The sequence below is a fragment of the Sorangium aterium genome (assembly GCF_028368935.1).
In the GTDB taxonomy this organism is placed as follows: domain Bacteria; phylum Myxococcota_A; class Polyangia; order Polyangiales; family Polyangiaceae; genus Sorangium; species Sorangium atrum.
In genome coordinates this window covers 177,129-201,500 of the sequence record NZ_JAQNDK010000006.1, presented here as the reverse complement: position 1 = coordinate 201,500, position 24,372 = coordinate 177,129, and the positions used below count along the sequence as shown (strand labels likewise).

The window sequence follows — 24,372 nt, the reverse complement described above, 5'->3', positions numbered from 1 at the left end:
CGGCCGCGGCTTGTGTCACCCCGTGATGCGTCACTTTCTGCGCGGAGAACTTGTCCCGCTGCCGGTCCCGATACCGGGCCTAGCGAGCGGCATGGAGGCGGCGAGCGCGAGGCCGGGTCTGGTAGGCGGCGCCGGCGCGGCGGAGCGACTCACGACGCCGGAGCGGGCGGCAGTCGGGGCAGAGGCGCTGGCCGCGATCGCAGCGACGGCAGAGGCGAAGCTGGACGCGGCAGCGGGCGCAGTGGGCGAGGCGGTAGGCGGACGAAGGCAACGGGCTCCATGCCGCCGCTTTCTGGACCTGGAGCCCGGCTTGTGATGAAGGTGAGGGACTCCGGCAACGCGGAGCTCCAGAAGGCCCGAGGGTGGCAGCCCTCGGGCCTTCGACTTTTCGGCGGGCGTAACGTCTACGCCGCGGAGGCGAGCGTGGCCCAGATCGGCGTAGGTGCCGGCGGTGAACGGTGAACGCTGCCGATCATGGGGCCGCGGTCTTCACCGATCAGACGCGGGACGCGATGATCACCGACACGAGCAGGCACGCCACGTCATCGAGCTGCTCTTCGAGCAATTCCAGCGCCGCGGCACCATCCAAGGCGTGCTCTGCTACCTGCTCGAGCACGACCTGAAGCTGCCAGTCCGGATCATGTCGGGTCCGGACAAAGGAGAGCTCCGCTGGTCTCGTCCTAGCCGCAGCACGTTGCAGCAGGTGTTCATCAACCCGGCTTATGCGGGTGTTACCGAGCAGGCTGCTTGATGGCCGGAAGATCCGGCTCCGTGATGGCCATCGTCGACCCGGATCTCCGCTCACCGCGATTGCAGCGAGGCGAGGCACCGGGGTGACTGCGGTGGTCGCAGAGCGCCGGTGCGTTCAGTCGGTGTGGAGGGGGAGGCGGTCATCGCCGTCGAGGACGGCGTGGTAGCGAGCGAGAGCGTGGTCGAGCCGATCGAGGTAGTGGAGCACGACGTCGACGGCGTAGAGGCGAGGGCAAAGCGGATCCGGGTCGCTCGGGTAGGGCGCGGTGAGCGCGTCGCGGGCGAGCGCGAGGGAAACGACGAGGGCGGCGACTGCGCTGCCCTCGACGTCACCGCGCCGCGTGTCCCCCTCGGCCAGGGGGGCGGGGTTCATCCGGGCTCCTCTGCGTCCAGTTGCAGGATGCGGCTGAAGACATCGCGCTCGACGAGCTTGCGCTTCTTGCGCGCAGCGGCTCGAAGAGCGGCCGTGGCGAGTCGGTCGGTGTCGCGCAGGCTGCCGGCGGCCGCCTCGTGCAGCATCGCGATCGCGTCGGTGGTGAAGAGCTCTTTCGCGCAGCCGACTCGGTTGAGACGTACACGCAGATAGTCGGCCGTATCGTCCGGCGTGAGCGGATCGATGGTCAATCGGTAATGGAGGCGCGAATACAGGGAGCGATTGCGGCGCACGCGGAGCCGCTCGCCGAGCTCGGGCAAGCCAAGCAACACGAGCGAAAGCAATGCGCGGCTATCCCAGGCGTAATTAAGGAGTATGTGAAGATGATCGAGTGTATCCTGATGAAGTAGATGGGCCTCATCGAGGACGAAGACCGGAAATACTCGTTCCTTCGCGAGTTCCTCGACGTGCGTGCTGACCGCGTAGAAGACGTCTCCAGCGGTGCTGCAGCGCGCGAGACCGAGCGCCAGACAGAGCTGGCGATAGAAGTCCCGGCGTCCAAGCGTCACGTTGGCGCAGTAGGTCAAGCGAAACGTCTGCGGCGAAAGGGCATGACGGAGCGCGCGGAGGAGACACGTCTTGCCAACGCCTGGGTCACCAGCGAGGAGCACGCTCTTTCTGGCGTGCACCGCTTCGATGAGCATCTCGAGTATCGCCTGCTTGGACGGAGGGAGCCAGAGCTCGCCGTCTTCGACCTCCTTTGAAAATGGCTCTGCGGTGAAGCTGAAGTAGCTACAAAAGTCCATGGTCATTCCTCCTCGCCATCGCGGGGCGTTCGTCCGAGAGCCTTGTCCAGAAGCGTTTTCGGCGGGTCGAAGGGCACCCGCGCCTCGTGCGCGACATCAAGGTTGCAGGCCGGCCGCGGGCGACGGGCGTTCTTCACCGGATCGACCCGGTGCAGGGCGAAGCGTTTGCCCTCGTGTTCGATCCAGGGCGGCTCGTTCGGCGTGACGAGGCACCGCGACACCGTGACGAGGTGGCCGGCGAGGAAGCCGAGATCGGTCTCCCAATCCTCTCCATCCATCGAGAGCGTGCTGTCGCGTCGGACGCGCCGACGGGCCTGGGTCGTGAGCGCGTCGCGGAGCTTCCGCTCGTCGAGGTTGTCGGTGACGTGGGGATACCCCTCGTACACCTGCGCGGGGGATTTGCCGAAGAGCGCCGCGTGCGGTGTGCGGTGGTAGTGCTCGTCGACCCAGGCGTAGAGCCGGACGTTGAGGTCGTGCAGCGAGCCGAGCGCTCCGGTGAAGTCCACGCACCTCTCTCGCAACGTCCTCCAGAAGCGCTCCATCTTGCCGCGCGCGGGGGCGTCGTACGGACGGGCGTGGATCAGGGTAGTGCCGAGTCGCTCACACGCCAGGTGCAAGGTGTGCCCGCGGTAGGTCGAGCCGTTATCCAGGTAGAGGGCGTCGGGAGCGCCATGTTTGCGCAGTGCTCGGATGAAGAGCGCCAGCATGTCGACCTCCCGCTCGGCGCTCATCGCCTCGATCGCGAGGATGTACCGGGAGGCGTCGTCGAGCAGCGCGTGGATCCGCACCGGCGCCACGCTGCCGCCAACGAGGATCGGTGACACATGACACACGTCGCCGTGCCACAGAGCGCCGGGGTGCTCGGCCTGCCAGCGCAACCGCACCTTGCCGCCCGTGCGATCGCGCAGCGCGACGCGATCAAGGCGGTGTTCGGCGTACAGGCGTCGCACCGTGGTGGCGGAGATGGCCTCCTTGTCGATCCGGCCCGCCGCGATCAGCGTGTCGAGGATGAGCGAGACCGAGGCGCTCGGGTGCTCTTCTCGAATGTCGAGCAGCATCTGCCGTTGCTCGGGGGTGAGCTCGCGCGCCCGTCCCTTGTCCTTGCGGGGCTTGGGACGCAAGCCTTCGAGACCTTCGGTCTTGTACGCGTAGTACCAACGCTCGAGCGTGGGGACCGAGTAAGTGCGCGGAGAATGGGCGCGCGGTGGGCGAAACCGCTGTTTGCTCAGGTCGGCGAGCGCTTCGGCGAGCTCTCCCCGGTCGAGCTCGCGGTGCATGAGCGAGCCGATGATCTCACTGCGATAGAGCGCTACCGCTTCCGCGTGGTCCTTCGGCTTGAGGGGGTCTTGCACGTCGTGTCCTTTCCGGACCGGTGACACCGCACCGGCCGCACAGCCATCCAAGCGCAAGGCGCTCCGCCGACCGAGGATCCAGCCGGGTGGAGCCCGACATGAGCCCGAGAAGCGGGCCGCTCGCCATCACGCAGCTCGCGCGGCGCCGGCCATGACGGCGGCCTCGAGGACCTCGGCCGCAAAAGGCGCCATCGCGACGAGCGTCATCGCGGCCCGCTCGGCCCGCTGCCGCAGCGAAGCAGCAAGGGGACTGGGGCGGACTGACGGAAAGAGGCGCCCCTGGTCGATGGCGCGTAACCAGCGCCGCACGGTCGCCCAGCTGTCGGCATCGAAGCTGGCAGACCAGGGGCTGACACGCCGCCGCACCTCGATGAGCGCTGCACTGGCGATGCCGACGAGCAGCAGGGCCAGACCGATCGCCGTCGCGGCGAAGTGCCGTCGCGGTGCGACGCCCCGCGGTACGACCGTGATCGTCGCGCCGCAGCGGCGGCATCGATAACGGCGCACCTCGATCGTGACGAGCCCGCCGCGCTCGCCGGCAGCCAGCGGCCCGCGTACCTGCCGGGACCGCGAGCCGTGACCCCACAGCCCCAACCCGCCCCCCAGCGGGCAAGCCGCGGCACCGCAACGCGGGCAGCGGGCTGGCCGCGCGCGATCTACGGTGGGCGGTGAAGCGAGCCAGCCTTTGACATCGAGGTCCAGATGGACGATCTGTTGAGGGCTCCGCTCTTTCAAGCGATTCGGAGCACGACGGGAGGGGGCACGCGGCCAAACGAGCTCCTCCCGTCGCCTATTTTGTGGCCCGCGCCGCGCCGATGCTCCGCTCCTGTCGCTGACCTACCCCGTTCGTGACGCGGACGGGCGAGGAGTCGTGCTGGTAATTTTCGGGAGACGAAGGGAATGCGCGCTCCCTCTTTTCCTGTGCACCCGCATTCGACCGACGCGATCGTGCTCAGGAGGAGCTACGCTGAGAATTTGATCGAACGCGGCGCAATGCATCGCCGGAGAAGGTCCTGGCAGCTTGCTGCCCCCGGACAACGTCGCCATCGACCATGATCCGCCTCGGCGATGGTGCGCTGCGGTGAGCCGGCCGCCCCGCCATCAAAGAGCTGGCTCGACAAGCGCATCATCGGCATCAACGACGGTGCTCAGTAACAATGCGGGTGCCTACGTCTATGGGCGGCGCTCGAAGGAGCCGCGCGCCAAGCTGCCGGGTCACCCCGCAACCCGGCGCAGGGACGCACAGGCGTGGGCCGTATGTCTGCGCGACAAGATCCCGGCCTATATCTCGTGGGAGCAATACGAGCAGAACCAGCGCCAGCTGGAGCTCAACGACAACGCCACGCGCGGCGTCCCGCGCGAGGGGGCGACGCTTCTGGCTGGTCTCGTGCTCTGCGGTCGCTGTGGTCACCGCATGCAGGTGTCCTACAATGGCGGCTACGCGCGGTACGCCTGCGTGTATGACGCAAGGCACTTTGCAACGCCCCTGTGCCAGTCGCTCGCAGCGCGTCCAGTCGATGAGGTCGTCGAGGCGCTGGTGCTCCGCGCCCTCGCGCCCTCGGCGCTGGAGCTGAGCTTGGCGGTGGCGTCGGATCTGGAGCAGGAGCGCGCCCGCGAAGAGAAGCTGTGGCAGCAGCGGCTAGAGCGCGCTCACTACGACGTCGAACGCGCGCGCCGCCAGTACGACGCAGTCGAGCCCGAGAACCGCCTCGTCGCGCGCACGCTCGAACGAGCGCTCGAGGAGCGACTCGGCGCCGAGCAGAAGCTGAGGGAACAGTACCATCGCGTCTGCGCGACGCGCCCCGTCACGCTGACCGACGCGGAGCGCTCGGCGATCCGCGCACTGGCGACGGAGCTGCCGAAGCTCTGGAACAGCCCCACGACGACCAACGAGCAACGCAAGGACGTGGTCCGCCAGCTCCTGGACGAGGCGCGTGTGACCGTCGAAGGCGAGAGTGAGCGAGTCGAGCTGACCTTGCGCTGGGCGGGTGGCCATGAGACCACAACGACGCTGACGCGACCCGTCGCCAAGTTGTCGCAGCTGAGCTATCATGACGACCTGACGCGACGTGCAGCGCAGTTGCAGCGCGATGGGGAGTCGCTACAGCAGATCGCCGACTCGCTCAACGCGGAGGGGTGGCGCCCCGCGAAGCAGTGCGAGACCTTCAGCAGGAGCATGGTCAGGGGCCTGCTCCCGTCGCACGGCACGACGCCTCCCCAGCGATCGATCATGGAGAGGGTCAAGCTGAAGACGAACGAGTGGACGATGCAAGCGCTCGCCGCTCGGCTTCACATGCCGCGCGTGACCCTGCACTGCTGGCGCAAGCGCGGCTGGATTCGGGCACGCTGGGTGCCGATTCCTCGTCCGGTAGGGGCATGGATCATCTGGGCCGACGACGAGGAACTCGAGCGGCTGGCAGCGCGGCGCAGGCCATCGCGCAAGCGCTGGCCGCGGCGGCCGCAGGCTGCCTGACCCAGCGAGCCGCGGCGACGGCGGGACGGCGTGCTCTTGCACGAGGAGCGCGCCGTTCTGACGTCAGGCGGTGCTAAAGTGCCACCGTTGCTGCTGGCCCGTCGCGATGGATGCGGCCGGGCTCAACAGCAGGAGTTAACAGGCCCGTCACTTGGGGTGCACCATGGCCAGTAGATCTCGATCGCAAATGTGCGGCGCAGGAGCTCGGCGCGGTTTATCGACCGCTCGATAGCCGCCACGCTTGCGTTTCGGAGCGGCGCCTTCGTCCGCCTTCGTAGGCTCTTGTGGCTTAGCAGGGCGCGGTCCGATGCGATTGCGCCATGGACTTGCCGAGGCGAGCACGCCCGCGTACTTGACGGTGTGAAAGCGCGGCGGCGGGACGCTGGCTGCGAGGCGGCACAGGAGCGAGAGTGGATCCATGTCCACCGCGACAGTCCCGTCAGCGAAGACGCGCTTGAGCGAGAGCCGCACCAGACCGTCCTGCTGCGGCTCGACGCGCTCCTTTGCGATCGGGGGTCGCAGCACGTAACGCAGCAGCGCCTCCCTCGCCGCGGCATGGTGCGCACCGGCGCGCGTCGCTGCGTGCAAGGTGAAGCCGTCGAGCGCAGCGCACAGCGGCTTGTCGTACGCGAGCGCGCTCGGAGAAGACGGCGAGAGCCCGCGGAGCCATTGCGGGGCGACGACGTGTGGCGCGGCTCTCGTCCCGAGACGGCGGAGGCACAGAGCGCGGCCTCGGGCTCGTCGTCCTCCTCGACGTCGTGCTCGATCTCGAGATGCCCGTGCCGCCGGAGGTAACGGAGCATCCGCCCGACGGCGTGCTCTAGGACTTGACCGACCTCGCCCGTTCGCAGGTGACCGAGTTCGTTCCACACGAGCTCGGTGCCGTCTTCGTGATAAGCCCCGTCGAGGAAGACCACGTGCAGGCTCACCGAGGTGGAACCGCCGCTCGCCGCGCCGGAGGAAGCGTCCTGCTCGGGGTCGGCGCAGGCGGCGTCGAGCAGCGCAAAGGCGAGCAGCGCGCCCGCGATCGTCCAATGTTGCGACATGGCGTTCTTCCTTGCTGCCTTGGTGGCTGGAGGAGGATCGAGGATACCGAAAGCCTGGTCCGCCGAGAAGCGATGAATCGTGGTCTGCGTGTAGGTGTGGCGTGAGCGATGGCCGACAGAGGTCCTGATAGAAGCAGACTGCGGGACTATAAATTTGACGCCCCACTGCGCCGGGACCATGCTCCGGCGCTGGTATGAAGCATTGTAACCAATACGGTAGATGGCTGCTGGTCGCAGCCCTGACCATCCCTGTTCCCGCCTGCGGGGACGACTCCACGGATCCCCCGGCTGACGCGACAGGGTCGGGCGGCTCCGGCGCAGGCTCCACCACCGGCACCGCCGGTGGCGGCGGCGACGGCGGCTCCGGCGCGGGCTCCACCACCGGCACCGCCGGCGGCGGCGGCGACGGCGGCTCCGGCGCCGGCTCCACCACCGGCACCGCCGGCGGCGGCGGCGACGGCGGCTCCGGCGCGGGCTCCACCACCGGCACCGCCGGCGGCGGCGGCGAGGGCGGCTCCGGCGCAGGCACCACCACCGGCACCGGCGGTAGCGGCGGCGCGGGCGGCTCCGGCGCAGGCACCACCACCGGCACCGGCGGCAGCGGCGGCGCGGGCGGCTCCGGCGCCGGCTCCACGGGCACCGCCGGCGGCGGCGGCGCGGGCGGCTCCGGCGCCGGCTCCACGGGCACCGCCGGCGGCGGCGGCGAAGGCGGCTCCGGCGCCGGCTCCACCACCGGCACCGCCGGTGGCGGCGGCGCGGGCGGCGAGAGCGCGTCGGTCGAATGGCCGACGGTGACGAGCGAGATCGCGCTCGACCCGGAGATCGAGGACGCCATCGCCGAGCTGCTCGCGCAGATGAGCGTGGCGCAGAAGGTCGGCCAGATGGTCCAGCCCGAGATCCTGGCGATCACGCCGGACCAGGTCCGGGAGTACCACATCGGCTCGGTGCTGAACGGCGGCGGCTCCTGGCCGGGCCGCTCCAAGCACGCGACCGTGGCCGACTGGGTCGACCTCGCGGACGCCTATTACGCGGCCTCCATCGACACGAGCGGCGCGCCCGGCGAGCACCTCGGCATCCCCGTCATCTGGGGCGTGGACGCGGTGCACGGCCACAACAACGTGATCGGCGCGACGCTGTTCCCGCAGAACATCGGGCTCGGCGCCATGAACGATCCCGATCTCATCGAGGAGATCGGCGCCATCACCGCCGCCGAGGTCGCCGTCACCGGGCTCGACTGGGCCTTCGCCCCCACGCTCGCCGTGGTGCGGGACGATCGGTGGGGCCGCTCCTACGAGGGCTACTCCGAGGATCCGGAGATCGTGAGGAGCTACGCGGGCCGGATGATCCGGGGCCTGCAGGGCCGGCCGGCGGACAGCGCGGACCTGTTCAACGGCGCGCACGTGGTCGCGACCGCCAAGCACTTCATGGGCGACGGCGGGACCGAGCAGGGCAAGGACCAGGGCAACACCGTCTGCTCCGAGGAGGCTCTGCGCGACATCCACGCCCAGGGCTACCTCTCCGCGCTCGCGGCGGGCGCGCAGACCGTGATGGCGTCGTTCAGCAGCTGGAACGGCGACAAGATGCACGGCAATCAGTACCTGCTCACCGACATCCTCAAGGGCCAGCTCGGCTTCACCGGCTTCGTCGTCGGCGACTGGAACGGGCACGGCCAGCTCCCGGGTTGTAACAACACGCGGTGCGCCGCGGCGATCAACGCCGGGGTGGACATGATCATGGTGCCCAACGACTGGATGGCGTTCATCGAGAACACCATCGCCCAGGCGGAGAGCGGCGAGATCCCGATGGCCCGCATCGACGACGCGGTGACCCGGATCCTGCGCGTGAAGATGCGGGCCGGCCTCCTCGGCCCCAGGGCGAGCAAGGGCGCCCCGTCGACCCGGTCGGTCGCCGGCGACGCCGCGCTCCTCGCCGCGCCGGAGCACCGGGCCGTGGCGCGCGAGGCCGTGCGCAAGTCGCTCGTCCTGCTCAAGAACAAGGGCGATGTCCTGCCGCTCAGCAAGTCGATGAACGTCCTCGTGGCCGGCAAGACCGCAAACAACATCCAGAACCAGTCCGGCGGCTGGACGCTGACCTGGCAGGGCACCGGCAACACCAACGCCGATTTCCCGAACGCGCAGTCCATCTACGCCGGCATCGAGGAGACGATCACGGCCGCCGGGCTGAGCGGCGCTGCGACCCTGAGCCCCGACGGCACCGCCGCGGCCGACACCTTCGACGCCGCGATCGTGGTCATCGGCGAGACGCCCTACGCCGAGGGCCAGGGCGATATAGGCAAGTTCGAGACGCTCGAGCACGCGAACCTCTACCCCGAGGACCTCGCCGTCATCGAGACCATCCGCGCCCAGGCGCCGAGTGTGCCCATCGTCACCGTGTTCGTGTCGGGCCGCCCGCTCCACACCAACAAGGAGCTCAACCGGTCAGACGCGTTCGTGGCGGCCTGGCTGCCGGGCAGCGAGGGCGGCGGCGTCGCCGACGTGCTCTTCGGCGATCACGAGTTCCAGGGCAAGCTGTCGTTCTCGTGGCCCTCGGCCGACTGCCAGACGTCCATCAACAGGGGAGACGGCGAGGAGCCGCTCTTCGCGTATGGCTATGGCCTCGTGACCACCGACGCCGACGCGCTCGGCGACGATCTGCCCGAGGTCTCCACGGGCCACGGCTGCGATGCCCCGGACCCGGGGGCGGCCGGCACCACGAGCGAGCCGCTCGAGATCTTCGTGGATGGCGAGGACAGGGGCGACTACGTGCTGCGCATCGGCGGCCCCTCGAACTGGGGCGGCATCGACGTGGGCATGGGGGCCACCCTGCCCGGCGGCGAGGTCAGCGTGAGCACGATCGACGGCGAGATCCAGGGCAGCGCCAAGCAGGTGACCTGGAGCGCGACGGGCCAGATCTACGCGCAGGTCTCGGCGGGCGCGCCCGGGGTCGATCTGTCGCCTTACTACAATTCGGAGACCTCGATCGTCTTCCGGGCGCGCGTCGATGCTCCGCCCGAGGGCCCGCTGGTCACGCTGTCAGCCCACTGCGTGTATCCCTGCCTCGGCGACATCAACATCGCCAATACGCTGACCTCCATCGCGGACGGGGAGTGGCACGAGGTCTCCGTCCCGCTGAAGTGCCTGACGGACAGAGGGCTCGACATCACCAACGTCAACACGCCCTTCCTCATCTACTCGGAGTCGCCGATGGACGTGGCGATCGAGGACGTCCGCTGGGAGCCCTTCACCGCCGGCCCCACCCCCACCTGCGCGTTCTGAGCCTCTAGAGCGGCGGGCCCCCGCTTCGGATACGGGCCCACCTCGACGTTTTCGGTGCTCAGCTCCCTTTCGTGCGCTTCCGCGCCGAAAACACCGATCTGGGCCCGTCTCCTGTGCGGGTGACCGCCGCTCTGTTTCTCATGTACCGGACGCGGCTGAGCACCGCTCCCGGGCGCCTTTCGGGCGCCCCGCTTCACCCCTGGAGCGCCGGCCGGGCCGCCGCCGCGCGTGCCGGGCGCCTCCCGCGGCCGGCGTCGCTGCCGCGCGCCGCCGCCGCTCGGGTGGTGTACCCGGCGATGCGCGCGTAGCGCGTAGGTAAAAGAAGCCGGATCGCAGCGCGAAGCAGTGTAGCGCAGCAAACCGAAAGGGTGGGGCCGCGGGCGTCGTGATGGCTCGGTCCTGGGTCGAAAGAGCGTGGTCCGGGCGGCGCCGAGCGCGCTACGGGGCGCATCGGCGTGCCGTGGGCACACGTGTCCGTCCGGGCTTTGGTCTGGCCCGGGAGGCGCGTCGCGAAGCGCGGCGGCGTCCCCGGGCGCCTTGCGGCGCAGAACGGTGCTCTTCCAGTACGGCGGCCGCCGCCTCGGCGCTGGGAGAGCGTGCTGGGACGTCGGTCGGTTCGCCGAGCGCGGAGAGGAAGCGGGCGATGTTCCTTGGCTCGGTCACCATGGCGACGAGCTTCATCCGCCCCTTGCAAGCTGGGCACTCGAGGACGTCGATCGCAAATGTGCGGCGCAGGAGCTCGGCGCGGTTTATCGACCGCTCGATAGCCGCCACGCTTGCGTTTCGAAGCGGCGCCTTCGTCCGCCTTCGTAGGCTCTTGTGGCTTCGCAGGGCGCGGTCCGATGCGCTTGCGCCATGGACTTGCCGAGGCGAGCACGCCCGCGTACTTGACGGTGTGAAAGCGCGGCGGCGGGACGCTGGCTGCGAGGCGACACAAGAGCGAGAGCGGATCCATGTCCACCGCGACAGTCCCGTCAGCGAAGGCGCGCTTGAGCGAGAGCCGCACCAGGCCGTCCTGCTGCGGCTCGACGCGCTCCTTTGCGATCGGGGGTCGCAGCACGTAACGCAGCAGCGCCTCCCTCGCCGCGGCATGGTGCGCACCGGCGCGCGTCGCTGCGTGCAAGGTGAAGCCATCGAGCGCAGCGCACAGCGGCTTGTCGTACGCGAGCGCGCTCGGAGAAGACGGCGAGAGCCCGCGGAGCCATTGCGGGGCGACGACGTATGGCGCGGCTCTCGTCCCGAGACGGCGGAAGCACAGAGCGCTGCCTCGGGCTCGCCGTCCTCCTCGACGTCGTGCTCGATCTCGAGATGCCCGTGCCGCCGGAGGTAACGGAGCATCCGCCCGACGGCGTGCTCTATGACCTGACCGACCTCGCGCGTTCGCAGGTGACCGAGTTCGTTCCACACGAGCTCGGTGCCGTCTTCGTGATAAGCCCCGTCGAGGAAGACCACGTGCAGATGCGGATTGAGCCGCATGTCGCCGGACGTGCGTTGCACGACGGTCACCGCGCCGCTCTTGACCGCGCCGCACGCGCCTCGGTGGCTCGGCCGTGATCAGCAGCGTGAACACCGAGCTGTCGCTGCTGGGCATTGCCAGCGCCGACATCGTGATGGCCGGCGGCGGCGCGGGCGTCGACTCCACGCCCTTCGTCTTCACGCTGGAAAACATCGTGGCGGCATGAGCCGCAGGAAAGACTCACCGGCGTCGGGCAGTACGCCGGCAACGATGCGACGCACGGTGCGTCGCATTCTTTCGACAGGGAGAGTAGACATGGATATTCAGCTCAATTTCATCAACGACTCGAACGACACCAACAACTCGCGGATCGTCATCTTCCAGAAGAACGTGGGGACCGACTTCGACGAGCTCTCCGTGGCGTGGAAGGTCATCCGGTACTGCGGGCAGGGCGACAACCATCCCTTCGTGTTCCCGATGGAGATGGCCGTGTGCGCCAGCGACAGCTACGGGAACTACACGCCTCAGCTGCTCGCCCAGAACGGCCAGCTGTTCACGATGACCTGCACGGCCTCCGGCGACAGCCTGAGCGAAGCCGGCTACGGCACAAGCACGAGGGAGGTGCAGGTGCTCAACGGCCTCCAGAAGGGCGCGATCAACGCCAGCATCTACAGAGGTGGCAAGCTGCTCGCGCTGAAGACCTCGATTGCCCCGCAGCAGAAGGCGGTGTTCCAGTTCAAGCCCACGATCTGGATCGGCGTGGCGTCGCAGGTCGAGGAGGGCCAGGTGATGAACTCGGCCATCATCTCCAGCGTGAACACCGAGCTGTCGCTGCTGGGGCTCGTCAAGGCCGACATCGTGCTGACCGGCGGCGGCCCCGGCACGGACTCCAGGCCATTCCAGTTCAACCTCGAGAACACTGTCATGGCCTGATGGACCGGTCCGTCTGCTCCCCGCGCGGGGGAGCAGACGGACCCCGCCTATGCCTGTCAGTTCTGTCAGTTGCAGAGCTCATGCCTGAGAGTTGCAGAAGGACATCGTCATGAACGAGATGGTCAAAAGGACCTGGACGACGCTCGACGGGCGCCTGATTTTCGACGTCATCATCAGCTGCAACCCGGGCGACGGCGTTCCTTCGGTGGCCAGGATCGTCTGCAAGATGGGCCCGGAGGAGGAGCATATCGTCAAGATCCACGAGAGTCGGTCCACGCCGTTCCGGATCGGGTTCCACTCGGGTCTCCAGGTCGAAGGCGAGCTCCAGCAGCGGGCCCATGTGCACATCGACGGCGTGGACAGCGTCGGCATCTTTGCCGATATCCGGTTCGGCACCACCCGCCTCTCCGGCGAAACCCATTTCGAAGGCCTGATGGTCGCCTGTCCGAGCCGCGGGGGGCATGCTCCCTGGCCACCGGCACCGGCACCGCCGGATCCACCCGCCCCGCTGCCCCCGCCGCACGACGACCCGACGGAGCCGGGCAGTCCGCTGCCCATCCTCTCGGGCCAGCCTGGTGAGCTGTTCTCTTATGTGTATGTGCGCCGCTGGCCTCGTGTGACCGACGAGGACCGGGCGCGTAGGTAAAAGAAGCCGGATCGCAGCGCGAAGCAGTGTAGCGCAGCAAACCGAAAGGGTGGGACCGCGGGCGTCGTGATGGCTCGGTCCTGGGTCGAAAGAGCGTGGTCCGGGCGGCGCCGAGCGCGCTACGGGGCGCATCGACGTGCCGTGGGCCCACGTGTCCGTCCGGGCTTTGGTCTGGCCCGGGAGGCGCGTCGCGAGACGCTATGCGGCGTCCCCGGGCGCCTTGCGGCGCACAACGGTGCTTTTCCAGTACGGCGGCCGCCGCGTCGGCGCTGGGAGAGCGTGCTGGGACGTCGGTCGGTTCGCCGAGCGCGGAGAGGAAGCGGGCGATGTTCCTTGGCTCGGTCACCATGGCGACGAGCTTCATCCGCCCCTTGCAAGCTGGGCACTAGCTAGCGATTCTGACGACCTACAGTCGAAATGACGGGCCCGATCGATGCGGCTCCGGCCGGGGGCTGGGCCGCCTCCCCGAGATCATCGCGCGATGGCGCGACGCCCACCGGCCTCAGCGCTTCGGCGAGTGCGTGCCAGGGAAGCAGCGCGCAGCCATGCCGGCTGGGCCGCTCGCGCAGGGCCAGCAGCGGCTCGAGGGGCGCGAGCTCGGCAGGCAGGGCAGCGCCAGTGAGCGCCGCCTCGAATCGCGCTTGCCAACCCGCAATCTGCTGGTGATCCGCTCCGGGCACGAGCTCGGCCAAGAGGTGGGCCGAGGCCTCGGCTACGGCGCAGCCGCGGACGGTGCACCGCAGCTCGCCGATGCGATCGTCCTGCCCGAGGGTGAGCTCGGCCAGCAGCTCGTCGCCACACAGGGCATTGACCGCCCGCCCGCGCCGATCGGCGTGGGGCATCGGCCCGCGGTGGTCGGGGGCGCGAGCCAGCCAGAGCAAGGCCTCGCGGTAGAGGCTCCGGGGATGCTGGCTCACGCGAGCACCCGCGTGACGTGCCGCAGGCCCGCGAGCAGGGCCGTGACGTCGCCCTCGTCGTTGTACGGCCCCAGGCTTACCCGTACGGTCGATGGCGCTCCGAGGTGTCGCATGAGTGGCACGGCACAGTGATGGCCCGCGCGCACGGCCACACCCAGCTCGCCCAGTAGCCCCGCCACGTCGTGGGGGTGGTGGCTCGCAAATGTGAAGGACACGATCCCCGCGCGCGCCGCACCGGGCCCGGGCCCCAGCACCCGGATGCCCTCGAGCTCGCGCAAGCCGTCGAGCAGCGCGCGGACCAAGCTCTCCTCGGCCGCGGCGATCCGCGGTAGGCCAAGGGCTGCGAGGTACTCGGCAGCGGCGGCCATGCCGATGGCCCCGGCGATGTGCGGGGTTCCGGCCTCGAGGCCCCACGGCGGCTCGCGCCATCGCGACGGCCCGTCGCTCCCCAGGGCGGCGACCTCCCGGACCATCCCGCCGCCCACCCGCACCGGCTCGAGCTCGAGCAGCCGCTCGCGACGCGCCGCCAGCACGCCGATGCCCGTGGGCCCTAGCATCTTGTGGGCCGACAGCGCCATGAAGTCGCAGCCGATCGCCGCGAAGTCGACTGGCTCGTGCCCCACGGCCTGGGCCGCGTCGACGACCATGCACACGCCGTGCTCGCGGGCCAGCGCCGCGAGGGCCGGCAGCGGCATGCGAACGCCGAGCACGTTGGAGATGGCGGTCACGGCCAGCACCGTCGCCCCCGGGAGCTTGGCCGCGGCGTCATCGAGATCGAGCCGCCCCTCTTCGTCGATGTCGATCGTTTCGAGCCGGGCTCCGTGCTGGCGGGTGAGGCGCTGCCAGGGCAGTAGGTTGGCGTGGTGCTCGAGGACGGTCGTGAGGACCCTGCTCCCCGCGGTCACGCGTCGCCGCGCCCAGCCCTCGACCACCAGGTTGATCGCGTCGGTTGCGCCGGACGTGAACACCAGCTCGCTCGGATGGCGCAAGCCCAAGAAGCGCGCCACCTGTGCCCGCGCCGCCTCGTAGGCCGCCGTCGTGCGTTCGGCGAGCCCGTACACGCCGCGGCCTACGTTGGCGTGGCCGTTTCGGTAAAAGGCCGCGATGGCCTCGATCACCGCGAGCGGCGCCTGGGTGGTCGACGCGTTGTCGAGGTAGACGAAGCCCGGGGCCGCAAGCGCGGGGAAGTCGCTGCGCGCTGCCACGGCCGTGCTCATCGCTCGCCTACGCCCGCATCGAGGCAGGGGCCCCCGCGCCGGGCCGGGAGCTCCTCGAGCGCAGTCAGCGCGCGGCCGCTGCGGCCGTGCAGCAAGGCAAGGATCTCGACCACGATGCTCAACGCGATCTCGGCAGGCGTGCGCGCCCCGATGGCCAGCCCGGCCGGGGCTCGCAGCACGCCGGGCGTATCCGCGAGCGAACCCGGGAGCCGCTCGCGGATCAACCGCGACCGGCTGGCGCTGGCAACCAGACCTACGTAAGGCGCTCCGGCCCCGAGCGCCGCCGCGATGGCCCGCTCGTCCCCCTTGTGGTGCGAGGCCACCACCACGGCCGTGCTCGGGGACGCCGGCAGCCGTTGAAAGCCGGGATCCTCGCTCACCCAGCGGACCGTCGCGGGGTAGCCTGCGCGCTGATGGGGTGCGGGCGCGACGGCATGCAGGGTGATCGGCCATTCTAGCATCGCGGCGAGGTCAGCGAGCGCCTCGGCAATTCGGCTGTGTCCGACCACCACGAGCTCGGGGCTCGACCAGCCCGGGGAGGGACACGCGGCGGGCCCCGCTCCGGCCGCTCGCTCGAGGGCATCCACGTCGACCCCGCGCTCCTCGGCCAGGATCTCGGCGAGCACGCTCATGGCGATCTCGACGGGGCGGCGCCCTCCGAGATCAAGGCCCGCGGGAGCGCGGATGGCCGCGACGCGCTCCGGCGCGGCCACCTCGGCGAGCCGCGCGCGGGTCGCCGCCGCGCGGGTGCGATTGGCGACCAGGCCGAGGTAGCTCGCGTCGGCTCGCAGCCCGGCCGCGAGCGCCGCCTCGTCGCCACGATGGCGGGAGGCCACCACCATCCGCGCCCCTCGAGGGGGATCACAGACCTCGTAGGCGGCGTCACGCACGGACACCATCGGGTCCTGCCAGTCATCGACGAGCCCCGGCGCATGGGCCACGACCCGAAAGCCGAGCCGCGCGCCCAGCGTGACGACGGCCTTCGCGCTCGGCCCATCACCGGCAACGAACAGCGGTGGCCGCGGGCGCACCGGCTCGATGTAGATGTCCATCACGCCACCGCACGGCATGCCCAGGCCGAGCACCTCGTCGTCGAGATCGGCCACGACGAGCCGCGGTCGACCCTCGGCGATCGCCGCGACCGCCTGCTCGCCGGTGAAGCGCTCGACGCAGCCGCCCCCCACCCAGCCGTGGAGGTTATGGCCGTGCTCGTCGAAGATCGCCTTGGCCCCGGGCTTGCCTGACGCGGAGCCGCGCACGTTCACGACCGTCGCGACGGCGAAGCTGCGTTCGGATCCGAGCATCTCGAGGAGCGTGACGTAGAACCTGGGATCAGAGGGGGTCATCGTCGTGCTCCACGAGTGGATTGACCACGCGAACAGCGCGGCATGGAGGCAAGGGTCATCGTGGCGATGCTCGCGGCTCGAGGAGCGGGCCGCTACCGCGGCCCGCTCTGCTCAGAGGGTCAGATCCTCCTGGGTCACCAAGCACGCCTGCTGCACGCGCTGGACGGTGGCTGGCGCCTGGAGCTGGAACCACTCGTTATGCCCCCGATCCTGCCGCGCAGCCAGGATCGCGTGCTTGAGCGCGAAGAAGGCCGTGATCGCAAGCACCAGCGGGGGCTCGCCGACCTCCTTCGACGAGTAGAGGTCGTAGGGGCTCTCGGGGACTTCGGGCGCGGTGGAGCGCGGGAAGAGGTCGACGTTGAACTCGATGGGGATCGAGGTCGTCGCCGGCACCTTGTAGCGCCAGGTGTTGTCGGCGTTGAGCGCGCCTGCGTCGGGGCCGTCGGGCTGGAACAGCACATCCTCGCTCAGCACGTAGCCGAGCCCCTGCACGTAGGCGCCCTCCACCTGTCCAATGTCGATGGCCGGGTTGAGGCTATCGCCCATGTCGTAGAGCACGTCGGCGCGGAGCACCGTGGTCTCCCCGGTGAGCACGTCGATCTCCACCTCGGTGCAGGCGGCGCTGTAGGTGAACCCGGTGAAGTGATAAACGGCTTCGCTGCCTGCGTTCGGCTTGAAGATCAGACCGGTGTCGATCTCGGCCCCGCCCTTCTGCTTGAAGCGCGCCTGGGCCGAGAGGTTGAACTGGTCATTATGGGCTATGGCGACGACGCACTGCCAGATCGTCTTCTCGATCGTCTTGCCGTTCGTCGTGATTTGCACCACCTTGCGCCACCCATCTTGGTGGTTCCAGAAGTCGATGTGGTTCGTTTGGCACCACGCGAGGCCGTTCTCCTCGAGCTTCTTCATGCAGTACGCCTGGAGCCGGTCGCGCAGGTCGCGGCAGGCCTTCTTGGCGGCGGCCGCATTGAAGCCCGAGCCCGTCGAAGCCCCTGTGCCCACCGGGTTCGGCACCACCTGCGTGTCGGTGTCGCCGATTTCGATGAGCCCCATGGGAATGTTGAGCTCCTTGGCGACCACCTGGGCCACCTTCACCCGCAGCCCTTGGCCCATCTCCACCCCGCCCTGGCGCACGAGCACCGTGCCATCCTGGGCGTAGACCTCGACGAGCGCGCCCGCCTGCTCGAGCATCGGCGCGTTGTAGCCGCTCCCGTACTTCACGGGCATCATCGAGATGCCGCGCTTCTTCCAGCGGTTCTCGGCGTTGAACTTCTGCACGGCCGCGAGACGCTCGGCGAACTTCGAGTTCTGCTTGATGCGCTCCCACACGTGGCCCAGGTAGCAGTAATCGAGCACCTGCCCGACGGGGGTCATCCCTCCGAGCTGGTATAGGTTCTTCTCCCGCACGTCCTCCGGCAGCATCCCGATTGCGTGGGCGGCCTGCTCGATGGCGTCCTCTTGCACGAGCAGCGCCTGCACCGAGCCCATCGAGCGCATTGCGGTGTTGCTGGCCTTGTTCGTCTGGCAGACGTCCCCGCTGGTCTGGTAGTGGGGAATGTTATAGGCGCTGTCGGCCCGGAGCTGGAGACAATCCATCACGACGAACGAGCAATCGAGCGTGCTGCCGCCGTCGGTCCAGAAGTCCGTCTTCAGGCCCATCAGCCGGCCGCGCTGATCCGGGTCTCCCTCCCCGGTGGCGATCGCGACGGCGTATTCGCCCAGCAAGGGGTGCCGGTGGCCGATCATCGCGCTGTCATTCTCGCGGCGCATCGCCAGCTTCACGGGGCGTCGGTGCTTCCACGCCGCCACCGCCGTGATGCCGGCGACGTAGGGCGAGCGCGTCGTCTTGCCGCCGTAGCCACCGCCCACCCGCGCGATCTCGACTCCGACATGGTTCATGGCGAGCCCGAGCGCGCTGCGGACCCCGCTCTGCACCGAGTCGGGGCTCTGGGTGGACGAATGCACCACGATGCGGTTGCGCTCGCCGGGAATGGCCACGCACGCGTTCGTCTCCATGTAGAAATGGAGCTGCGCCCCGCTGCGCTCGCTGCCGTGGAACACCTTGCACTGGACGCCGTCGAGCACGGCGTCGTCGTGCACGACGCGGCTGCCGGAATCGTCGCCCGCGACCCAGTCGAGCTTGGTCCCGGGGCGCTGGATCTTCCAGACGTGCACGGGGTAGTGCTGGCTGTCCTGGTAGATCTTGCCCTGGCGCCGGGCCTCGTCGATGGTCAGCGTGGGCAGGACGGGCTTGCGGTCGTCGTCGACGACCGGCGCGTACCGGACCCAGCGGGTGGCGATCTCTTGCGCGATGTCGATGGCCTGCTCGGCGGTCTGCGCCAAAACCAGGCCGATGCATTGCCCGTACGAGGTCACAATGCCGTCGGCGAACAAGAGGTCGTTGCCGAAGCCCTGGGCGTTGGAGCCACCGGGGGGGATGTCGTCCTTGGTGACGTAATCCACGAAGCCCGGATAGCGGGTCGCCAGGTAGGCCGAAAGCTCGGCAGCGGTGGCGGTCACCAGCGAATCGCCGCTGGGGATCTGGTAGGAGATCTGGGCCAGCGCCTTCATGCTGGTCACCACCGCCGCCTCCAGGCCGCGGGCCGGCAGCGGGATGTCGTGCGTATAGCGCGCCTCGCCGGTGGCCTGCAGGAACGCGCCCAGCTTGATGTAGGGCTTGTTGACCGGGTACTCGTCCTTGTAGCGCTCGTACTTCTGCTTGCCCGTGCTCTCCGGCCTCTCCCTGCGCTTGCCCGCCGAGCGAGCGTCTTTGGACACCTCGTGGTGGGCCACCTGCTCGGCCACGTAGACGAAGAACTGGTAGAAGTACCCCTCGGCGAGCGCCAGCTTGTACGCGTCGGTGAAGCCCTCGTCGGGCAGCGCCGCCATGCGGTCGTGGTGCAGGGTGAGCTGCTCCGAGACGTCTTGCCGCACGCAATCGATGGCCCCGGCCAAGGTCTCCGCATTCCACGGGCGGCCCTCCAGGAAGCCCTCGGCCCGCTTGGCGTGGAAAGCGAGCGGCCCGACCCCGCCAAACACGATCCGCGCGCCGGTGACGTTGCCCTGCTCGTCGAAGCCCGCGAGCATGCCTGCGTTGACGATCGAGTGCGCATTCTCGGGCCGCAGCGCCGTCTTGTAAGTCCGCACGAACACGCGCGGTGGTGTGGTGGGGATGCGGTAGCTCACGAGCACCCCCGTCGCGCGCAGCGCGGGCGAGCTCGCGTAGTGGTGGGCGAAGTCGAGGATGTCGTACTCGGTCGGGGCGCCCGCGCCCGTGCTGACCAGCACCTTGACGCCCAGGGAGCAGTAGGCCGTGAAGGCATCCGAGGGGAACGGCACGCCCTCGGTGACGTGCCGCGCCACCATCATGGTGTTCCCGCCCAGGCTGGCCGCATTGCGCACGATGCGGCCCGCGGTGCGCTGGACCATGGTATGCAGCGCCTCGTACCCCTCGCCCGCGGTGCCCGGCTCGACCTTTCCGCGTTGCGCGAGCAGAGCGTCGAGCATATCGAGCAAGTCGCTGTAGCAGACGGCCGACCCCACCACGATCTGCGCGGGCTCCACGTCCTTGCGCCGCAGCTCGGGCACGTGGGAGACGTCGACGAGGACGTGGGGATCCTCGGTGTACTTGTCGTAAACCCCGATCGAGGTGTTCCCCACCACCAGCTTGATGCTGCTCGGGTCGTAATGCTGCTGGATCTCGTGCACCTGGGCCAGGGTGACGGGGCGGTACCAGTCATAGACACCCTTGCGATAGTGGAGCGCGCGCGGGGGGGCCTCGAGCGAGCTGGGGAAGTCCGCGGGCACGGTATGGCAATGCGGCACCTCATCGGCGGGGTCGACGTCCGTGTGCAGGCAGCCCTGCTTGTCGGCGTCGCTCCAGTCGGAGGCAAAGTGCTTCATGCCGTAGAGGATCGGGCGGTAGCCGGTGCAGCGGCACAGGTTGCCGTCGAAGGCCTGCTCGACACGCAGCTTGGTCGGCCGCCCCTTGCCCAGGCTCGTCGCGGTCGCGAGCACGGAGTGCATGTTCATCACGAAGCCCGGCGTGCAGAAGCCGCATTGCGAGCCGTTTTCCTTGGCAATGCGGTACTGCACCGGGCTCAACGAGGTGGTCGTGGAGCCCGTGCCCTCGATCGTGGTCACCGCCTTGCCGTCGAGCGTGCAGATGGGGCGCATGCAAGCGTTGATCGAGCGGAACATCTTTTGCCCGGTCTGTGGGTCCAGCTCCGTGATCATCACCGTGCACGCGCCGCAGCCGCCCTGGCCGCACGCCTTCTTGGTCCCATGGAGGCCGACCTCGGGCGAGCGCAGCCAATCGACGAGCAGCGTGGTCGGGTCCACGTCCTTCAGCACCACCGGCTGGCCATTGAGGACGAATTGCAGGTCGGTGGCGAACCCTGCGTCGCTATCAGATCGCGATTGTGTCATGGTGGTCCTCGCGCTCAGCGCGCCGGTGGGCAGGTGGACTTGGGTACGACTTTCGGGTCGCTGTTCTTGAAGTAGGCGTACTGGGCGAAGGCCACCTGGAGCTGCAGCGAGGTGTCCAGCGGGATCGCTGCCGCGACATCGCCGCTGCTGCCAGGGAACGGGCTCGGATAGGCATAGTTAGCGAAATAACTCGCGTTCGTCGCGTTGTAGGTGTCGCATATCCCGTCGAATTTGAAGATCGGCGGTACGTTCTCGCCCGGCTTGATCTCCACCCCCGGCGCGGCCGCGTAGGCGCCCATGTGGCACGACGTGCAGCTCGAGTTGCTCTGGTCCACGTCGCCGGCGAGGCGCTTGAAGCAACCGTAGTGCTCGTGGATGTTGACGGGGGCCGCGACCGACTGGCTCAGCGGCTTGCTGTTGGCCAGGGGCACCGCGGGGAAGGTCTGGGGGTCGTTGCCCCACTGCACGCCGAGCGGCCGCATGCGATCCCAGATCGTGGCGCCGGGCAGGGTGCCGTCGTAGACGAGCGTGCTGTAGACCCAGCGCGTGGGCGAGCGCGTGTCGACGACCGCGAGGTCCATTTGCACGAGGTGGACCTCGCGCACCTCGCGCTCGCACGTCGCGTAGGTGCGCGGCCCCGTCTGCTTGTGGCCGTTGGCTTGCCAGTTGGTGGAGCCCTTCATGTAGGGCACGTCCTTTTCGGTCGCCGTGGTATTGAGCAGCTTGACGACGACGGTGCCCTCCGGGAACGGCATGCCGCGAGCCAGGAGCCGCCCGTTCTCCTCGTAGGTGGCCGGCGCGCCGCTCTCGGGCCACTGCTGCCCGATCGACCACGCGCCGCAGGGATTGTAGTAGCCGATCGACCAGGTCTCGAAGAGCGGGTCGTCACCGCCGCTCTTCCTGGCGCCCGGCAGGATGTGCTTGCCGCTGCCTCGCCCGATGAAGGCCGTTTCCGCGGTCGACAGCTCGTTGGTCAAGCCATGCACGAACTCGCGGCCCCGCTCGCCGTCGTAGGCCATCCAGGGGACGTTGAACCAGCGGGTTTGGCCGGACACCTGAATACGCCAGCCGGGGTCATCGGGGAGATTCGGCTCCTGGCCCTCTTTGACGTAATTGACGATGTCCTGCACGTAGCCCTGCCAATCCGCGTTCCACGTGGAGCTCTTGCCGCTGAAATCCACGTTGCGGCGCAGCCAAGGCGAGTCGCACGTGGGCTTTTCCTTCGGATAGTCGTGGCTCAGCTTGAACACGGGCCCCGACCAGCCCGCGGGGGGAGCCTTGACCGCGTCCCGGAAGGCGAGCGACCTTGCCGTGGCGAGCTCCTCGGGCTCGCCCTTTCCGTCGACGACTTTGGGGCCGGCTTGATTCCCATTCCCACAGGCGCCGAGGGATACCCCCGCCGCGATGGTGAGGAGCACGGACGCGAAAGCGTAATTTTTCATCGGAAGAGCTCCTCGGTGATCAGCGTCGCCTTTGCCAGCGGGCGGCGAAGTCGTCGAATCCGTTTTGGTTACCCGGTCCGCGAGGGTACTCGGGCTTGGCGCTGAAGCCCTTGGCGATCCCGTCGAGCGCGAAGCTGAACCCGCCACCTTCCTTCTGGGCCTGGCCGTGGCAACCCATGCAGCCGCCCATGAGGTAGTTCGTGCCGTTGACGGAGAGGTTCGGCCCCACCTGAGGCGTGTCGCCGCCGTACGCATAGTCGGTGATGGTGCCGTCGGCCGGGTCATTCGAGCTGTTCGGATCCGGGTTGCCCGCGAAGCCGCCGGAGAAATGCTGCAAGACCTGGCTGGTCTCGAGGACCATGTTGGCCATGTAGTAGGTCGCGGGCTCGACACCACCGCCACCTGTGTACTCCGCCATGGCCTCCTTCGTGGCGGGGACATGCTGGACGTTCACGAGCTTGTAGTACCTGAGGACGCTCTTGGGGGAGCCATTCTGTTCGGCGTAGCTGTCCAAGGCTTGGTGCGCCGCGTCGTTCGCTCGGATGATGGTCTGGGGGATCGGGGACAGCCGCGCGCGGACGCACACCTTGGCCTGGGGGATGTTCTTATTTTTGGGGTTGTTCTCGTAGTAGAGGCTCGAGCCGGGCGTGCAGACGTCGGAGGCCGCCGTGATTTTCTGGCGCGACGCCTTGTTCCAGCCGGTGGCGGGAACGGAGGTGATCGCGGGGTAACGGGCAGGCTGGCCCTGGCTCGTGATGCGGCCGCTGTCGTCCTCGGCCCGTTGCCCGTCCTGGGTGAGGATGTTGTCGGCGGCCTCGAAGGAGGCATAGATGAACTGCGGCGCCGAATTGGTCTTCTGGATGATGTGGAGCGCGACCAGCGTGTAATAGTTGACCGCGTAGCAGTAGTTCGACCCGTTCAGCTTGTACCGGCGCAAGGGCCTGACCAGGTGGGTCTGCTCGTCCCCCGGGACCGCGCGGCGCCAAGCCGACTTGGTGAGAATGGTATTGAGGGGGAGGCTGACCAGGTCCGTGCTCCCCGCCTCGGGGTCTTTCTTGTTGTCCTGCACGTACTGCTTGGTCTTCGTCTCGATATCACTTGGAATGCCCGTGAACCAGCCGGTTTGCTGCACGTACTTGACGTAAATGGGATTGGCCTTCACCATGAACACGATCTGGGACGCCGCGGGGTCGTTCGGGTCGACCTTCGCCGCCTCGACGACGCCCGCGAACATGGAGTTCTGCCCGATCTGGGTGGCCTCGTCCGCGTTGAGGAAGAGCGCGCCCTCGGTGTCCTTGAGGTTCTGGGGGTCCCCGCCGTCGCACAAGGGAATCGTGCCATCCCCCCCCACCTTCGTCGAATCGTAGATGTATTGCGGCTTATCGTCGTAGTTGTACGGCTTCACGCCGTCCTTGTTGCCCCCACCCGGGAAGACCTCGATTTTGTGGCGGTAGGTCATCCACGTGGGCGTGGTGCCATTCTTGTCGTTGATGGCGTCGAGCCGGGCATTGGCATCGAGCTGTCCGCGCGTACCTGACGTGAAGGTTTGCTTCACCGCGGGCCAGTTGAGCGAGATGAACTCCTGCCAGGCGAAGGTGGCAGCCTGGTTGAGGTCCGCGCCTGCAGCGACATCCGTGGGCGGCGCGCAGGCCGCGACGTTGATGTACGAGGGCTGGGTCTCGCAGGAGTCTTTCCTCTCCGGGCGCGGCGCCTGGACCGCCGCGGAGGTCGATGCCGCCGGGCGCTGCGTCTCGGCTCCTTTACACGACATCGCGAAGAACGCCCCCGCACCCACCAATACGTGTCCTGAAATATGCCAACCATGCATGAGTCTGTTTCGGTTCATTGTAATCTCGTCGTGCGCGTGTCGGATGATCCGCGTCTTGGTGAGCTCTTCGCAGGAGGCATGCCA

At 68.6% G+C, this 24,372-nt stretch carries 19 protein-coding genes and 1 pseudogene; 7 read left to right on the top strand and 13 right to left on the bottom strand.

Annotated features, from left to right (window positions below):
- Nucleotides 1-451 precede the first annotated feature (451 nt).
- Entirely contained in the window at nt 452-751 is a 300-nt protein-coding gene (locus POL72_RS44840; RefSeq protein WP_272103051.1) for a hypothetical protein, read from the top strand.
- A 114-nt stretch (nt 752-865) separates the two neighbouring features.
- Here the strand turns inward: POL72_RS44840 and POL72_RS44835 are convergent, their stop codons facing one another.
- The 4 genes from POL72_RS44835 to POL72_RS44820 all read right to left on the bottom strand — a co-directional run bounded on the left by POL72_RS44835 (nt 866) and on the right by POL72_RS44820 (nt 4,016).
- Nucleotides 866-1,123, bottom strand: a complete 258-nt coding sequence (locus tag POL72_RS44835) for a hypothetical protein (protein ID WP_272097398.1) — start codon at nt 1,121-1,123, stop codon at nt 866-868.
- Complete coding sequence (locus POL72_RS44830; RefSeq protein ID WP_272097399.1) at nt 1,120-1,935, bottom strand: ExeA family protein; 816 nt, start codon at nt 1,933-1,935, stop codon at nt 1,120-1,122. The genes POL72_RS44835 and POL72_RS44830 overlap by 4 nt, the downstream gene beginning before the upstream one ends.
- On the bottom strand, nt 1,932-3,281 hold the full coding sequence (locus POL72_RS44825) for a DDE-type integrase/transposase/recombinase (RefSeq protein ID WP_272097400.1): 1,350 nt from the start codon (nt 3,279-3,281) through the stop codon (nt 1,932-1,934). Before POL72_RS44825 ends, POL72_RS44830 begins: the two co-directional genes overlap by 4 nt.
- Nucleotides 3,282-3,407: 126 nt before the next feature.
- Nucleotides 3,408-4,016, bottom strand: a complete 609-nt coding sequence (locus POL72_RS44820; protein WP_272097401.1) for a DUF6431 domain-containing protein — start codon at nt 4,014-4,016, stop codon at nt 3,408-3,410.
- A 286-nt stretch (nt 4,017-4,302) separates the two neighbouring features.
- On the opposite strand from POL72_RS44820, the gene POL72_RS44815 reads away from it, so the two are divergent.
- Entirely contained in the window at nt 4,303-5,754 is a 1,452-nt protein-coding gene (locus POL72_RS44815; protein ID WP_272103050.1) for a recombinase zinc ribbon domain-containing protein, read from the top strand.
- A 147-nt stretch (nt 5,755-5,901) separates the two neighbouring features.
- Here POL72_RS44815 and POL72_RS52070 read toward each other — a convergent pair whose 3' ends face one another.
- Nucleotides 5,902-6,369, bottom strand: a complete 468-nt coding sequence (locus POL72_RS52070) for a transposase (RefSeq protein WP_373372332.1) — start codon at nt 6,367-6,369, stop codon at nt 5,902-5,904.
- A 71-nt stretch (nt 6,370-6,440) separates the two neighbouring features.
- On the opposite strand from POL72_RS52070, the gene POL72_RS44810 reads away from it, so the two are divergent.
- Together POL72_RS44810 and POL72_RS44805 are read left to right on the top strand one after the other, a co-directional pair.
- Nucleotides 6,441-6,578, top strand: coding sequence for a hypothetical protein (locus POL72_RS44810; protein WP_272103049.1), 138 nt, complete (start codon nt 6,441-6,443; stop codon nt 6,576-6,578).
- Between the two features lie 416 nt (nt 6,579-6,994).
- Nucleotides 6,995-10,075 carry a glycoside hydrolase family 3 protein gene (locus POL72_RS44805; protein WP_272103048.1) on the top strand — a complete coding sequence of 1,027 codons (3,081 nt, stop codon included), beginning with the start codon at nt 6,995-6,997 and terminating at the stop codon, nt 10,073-10,075.
- A gap of 193 nt (nt 10,076-10,268) precedes the next feature.
- Here the strand turns inward: POL72_RS44805 and POL72_RS52065 are convergent, their stop codons facing one another.
- Nucleotides 10,269-11,480: a transposase gene (locus POL72_RS52065; RefSeq protein WP_373372331.1), complete on the bottom strand. Its 1,212-nt coding sequence runs from the start codon at nt 11,478-11,480 to the stop codon at nt 10,269-10,271.
- Nucleotides 11,420-11,551: pseudogene (locus POL72_RS52060) on the bottom strand (hypothetical protein); the annotation flags it as partial. The gene POL72_RS52065 and the pseudogene POL72_RS52060, both read right to left, overlap by 61 nt.
- Before the next feature lie 74 nt (nt 11,552-11,625).
- Here POL72_RS52060 and POL72_RS44795 point away from each other — a divergent pair.
- The 3 genes from POL72_RS44795 (at nt 11,626) to POL72_RS44785 (ending at nt 13,110) form a co-directional block, all read left to right on the top strand.
- Entirely contained in the window at nt 11,626-11,757 is a 132-nt protein-coding gene (locus tag POL72_RS44795) for a hypothetical protein (RefSeq protein ID WP_272103046.1), read from the top strand.
- Nucleotides 11,758-11,846: 89 nt separating this feature from the next.
- Nucleotides 11,847-12,464: a hypothetical protein gene (locus POL72_RS44790; protein WP_272103045.1), complete on the top strand. Its 618-nt coding sequence runs from the start codon at nt 11,847-11,849 to the stop codon at nt 12,462-12,464.
- A gap of 109 nt (nt 12,465-12,573) precedes the next feature.
- Nucleotides 12,574-13,110 carry a hypothetical protein gene (locus POL72_RS44785; protein ID WP_272103044.1) on the top strand — a complete coding sequence of 179 codons (537 nt, stop codon included), beginning with the start codon at nt 12,574-12,576 and terminating at the stop codon, nt 13,108-13,110.
- A gap of 389 nt (nt 13,111-13,499) precedes the next feature.
- Here the strand turns inward: POL72_RS44785 and POL72_RS44780 are convergent, their stop codons facing one another.
- The 6 genes from POL72_RS44780 to POL72_RS44755 form a co-directional block, all read right to left on the bottom strand.
- Nucleotides 13,500-14,027, bottom strand: a complete 528-nt coding sequence (locus POL72_RS44780) for an iron-sulfur cluster assembly scaffold protein (protein ID WP_272103043.1) — start codon at nt 14,025-14,027, stop codon at nt 13,500-13,502.
- Complete coding sequence (locus tag POL72_RS44775) at nt 14,024-15,244, bottom strand: aminotransferase class V-fold PLP-dependent enzyme (protein ID WP_272103042.1); 1,221 nt, start codon at nt 15,242-15,244, stop codon at nt 14,024-14,026. Before POL72_RS44775 ends, POL72_RS44780 begins: the two co-directional genes overlap by 4 nt.
- Nucleotides 15,241-16,590 carry an XdhC/CoxI family protein gene (locus POL72_RS44770; protein WP_272103041.1) on the bottom strand — a complete coding sequence of 450 codons (1,350 nt, stop codon included), beginning with the start codon at nt 16,588-16,590 and terminating at the stop codon, nt 15,241-15,243. Before POL72_RS44770 ends, POL72_RS44775 begins: the two co-directional genes overlap by 4 nt.
- A 111-nt stretch (nt 16,591-16,701) precedes the next feature.
- A complete protein-coding gene (locus POL72_RS44765) occupies nt 16,702-21,018 on the bottom strand; it encodes a molybdopterin cofactor-binding domain-containing protein (RefSeq protein WP_272103040.1) in 4,317 nt (1,438 codons plus the stop codon).
- 14 nt (nt 21,019-21,032) lie between these two features.
- Entirely contained in the window at nt 21,033-22,460 is a 1,428-nt protein-coding gene (locus tag POL72_RS44760; RefSeq protein WP_272103039.1) for a hypothetical protein, read from the bottom strand.
- A 19-nt stretch (nt 22,461-22,479) separates the two neighbouring features.
- The gene (locus POL72_RS44755) at nt 22,480-24,231 is read right to left on the bottom strand and encodes a hypothetical protein (protein ID WP_272103038.1); all 1,752 of its coding nucleotides are present in this window, start codon (nt 24,229-24,231) and stop codon (nt 22,480-22,482) included.
- Between the last annotated feature and the right edge of the window lie 141 nt (nt 24,232-24,372).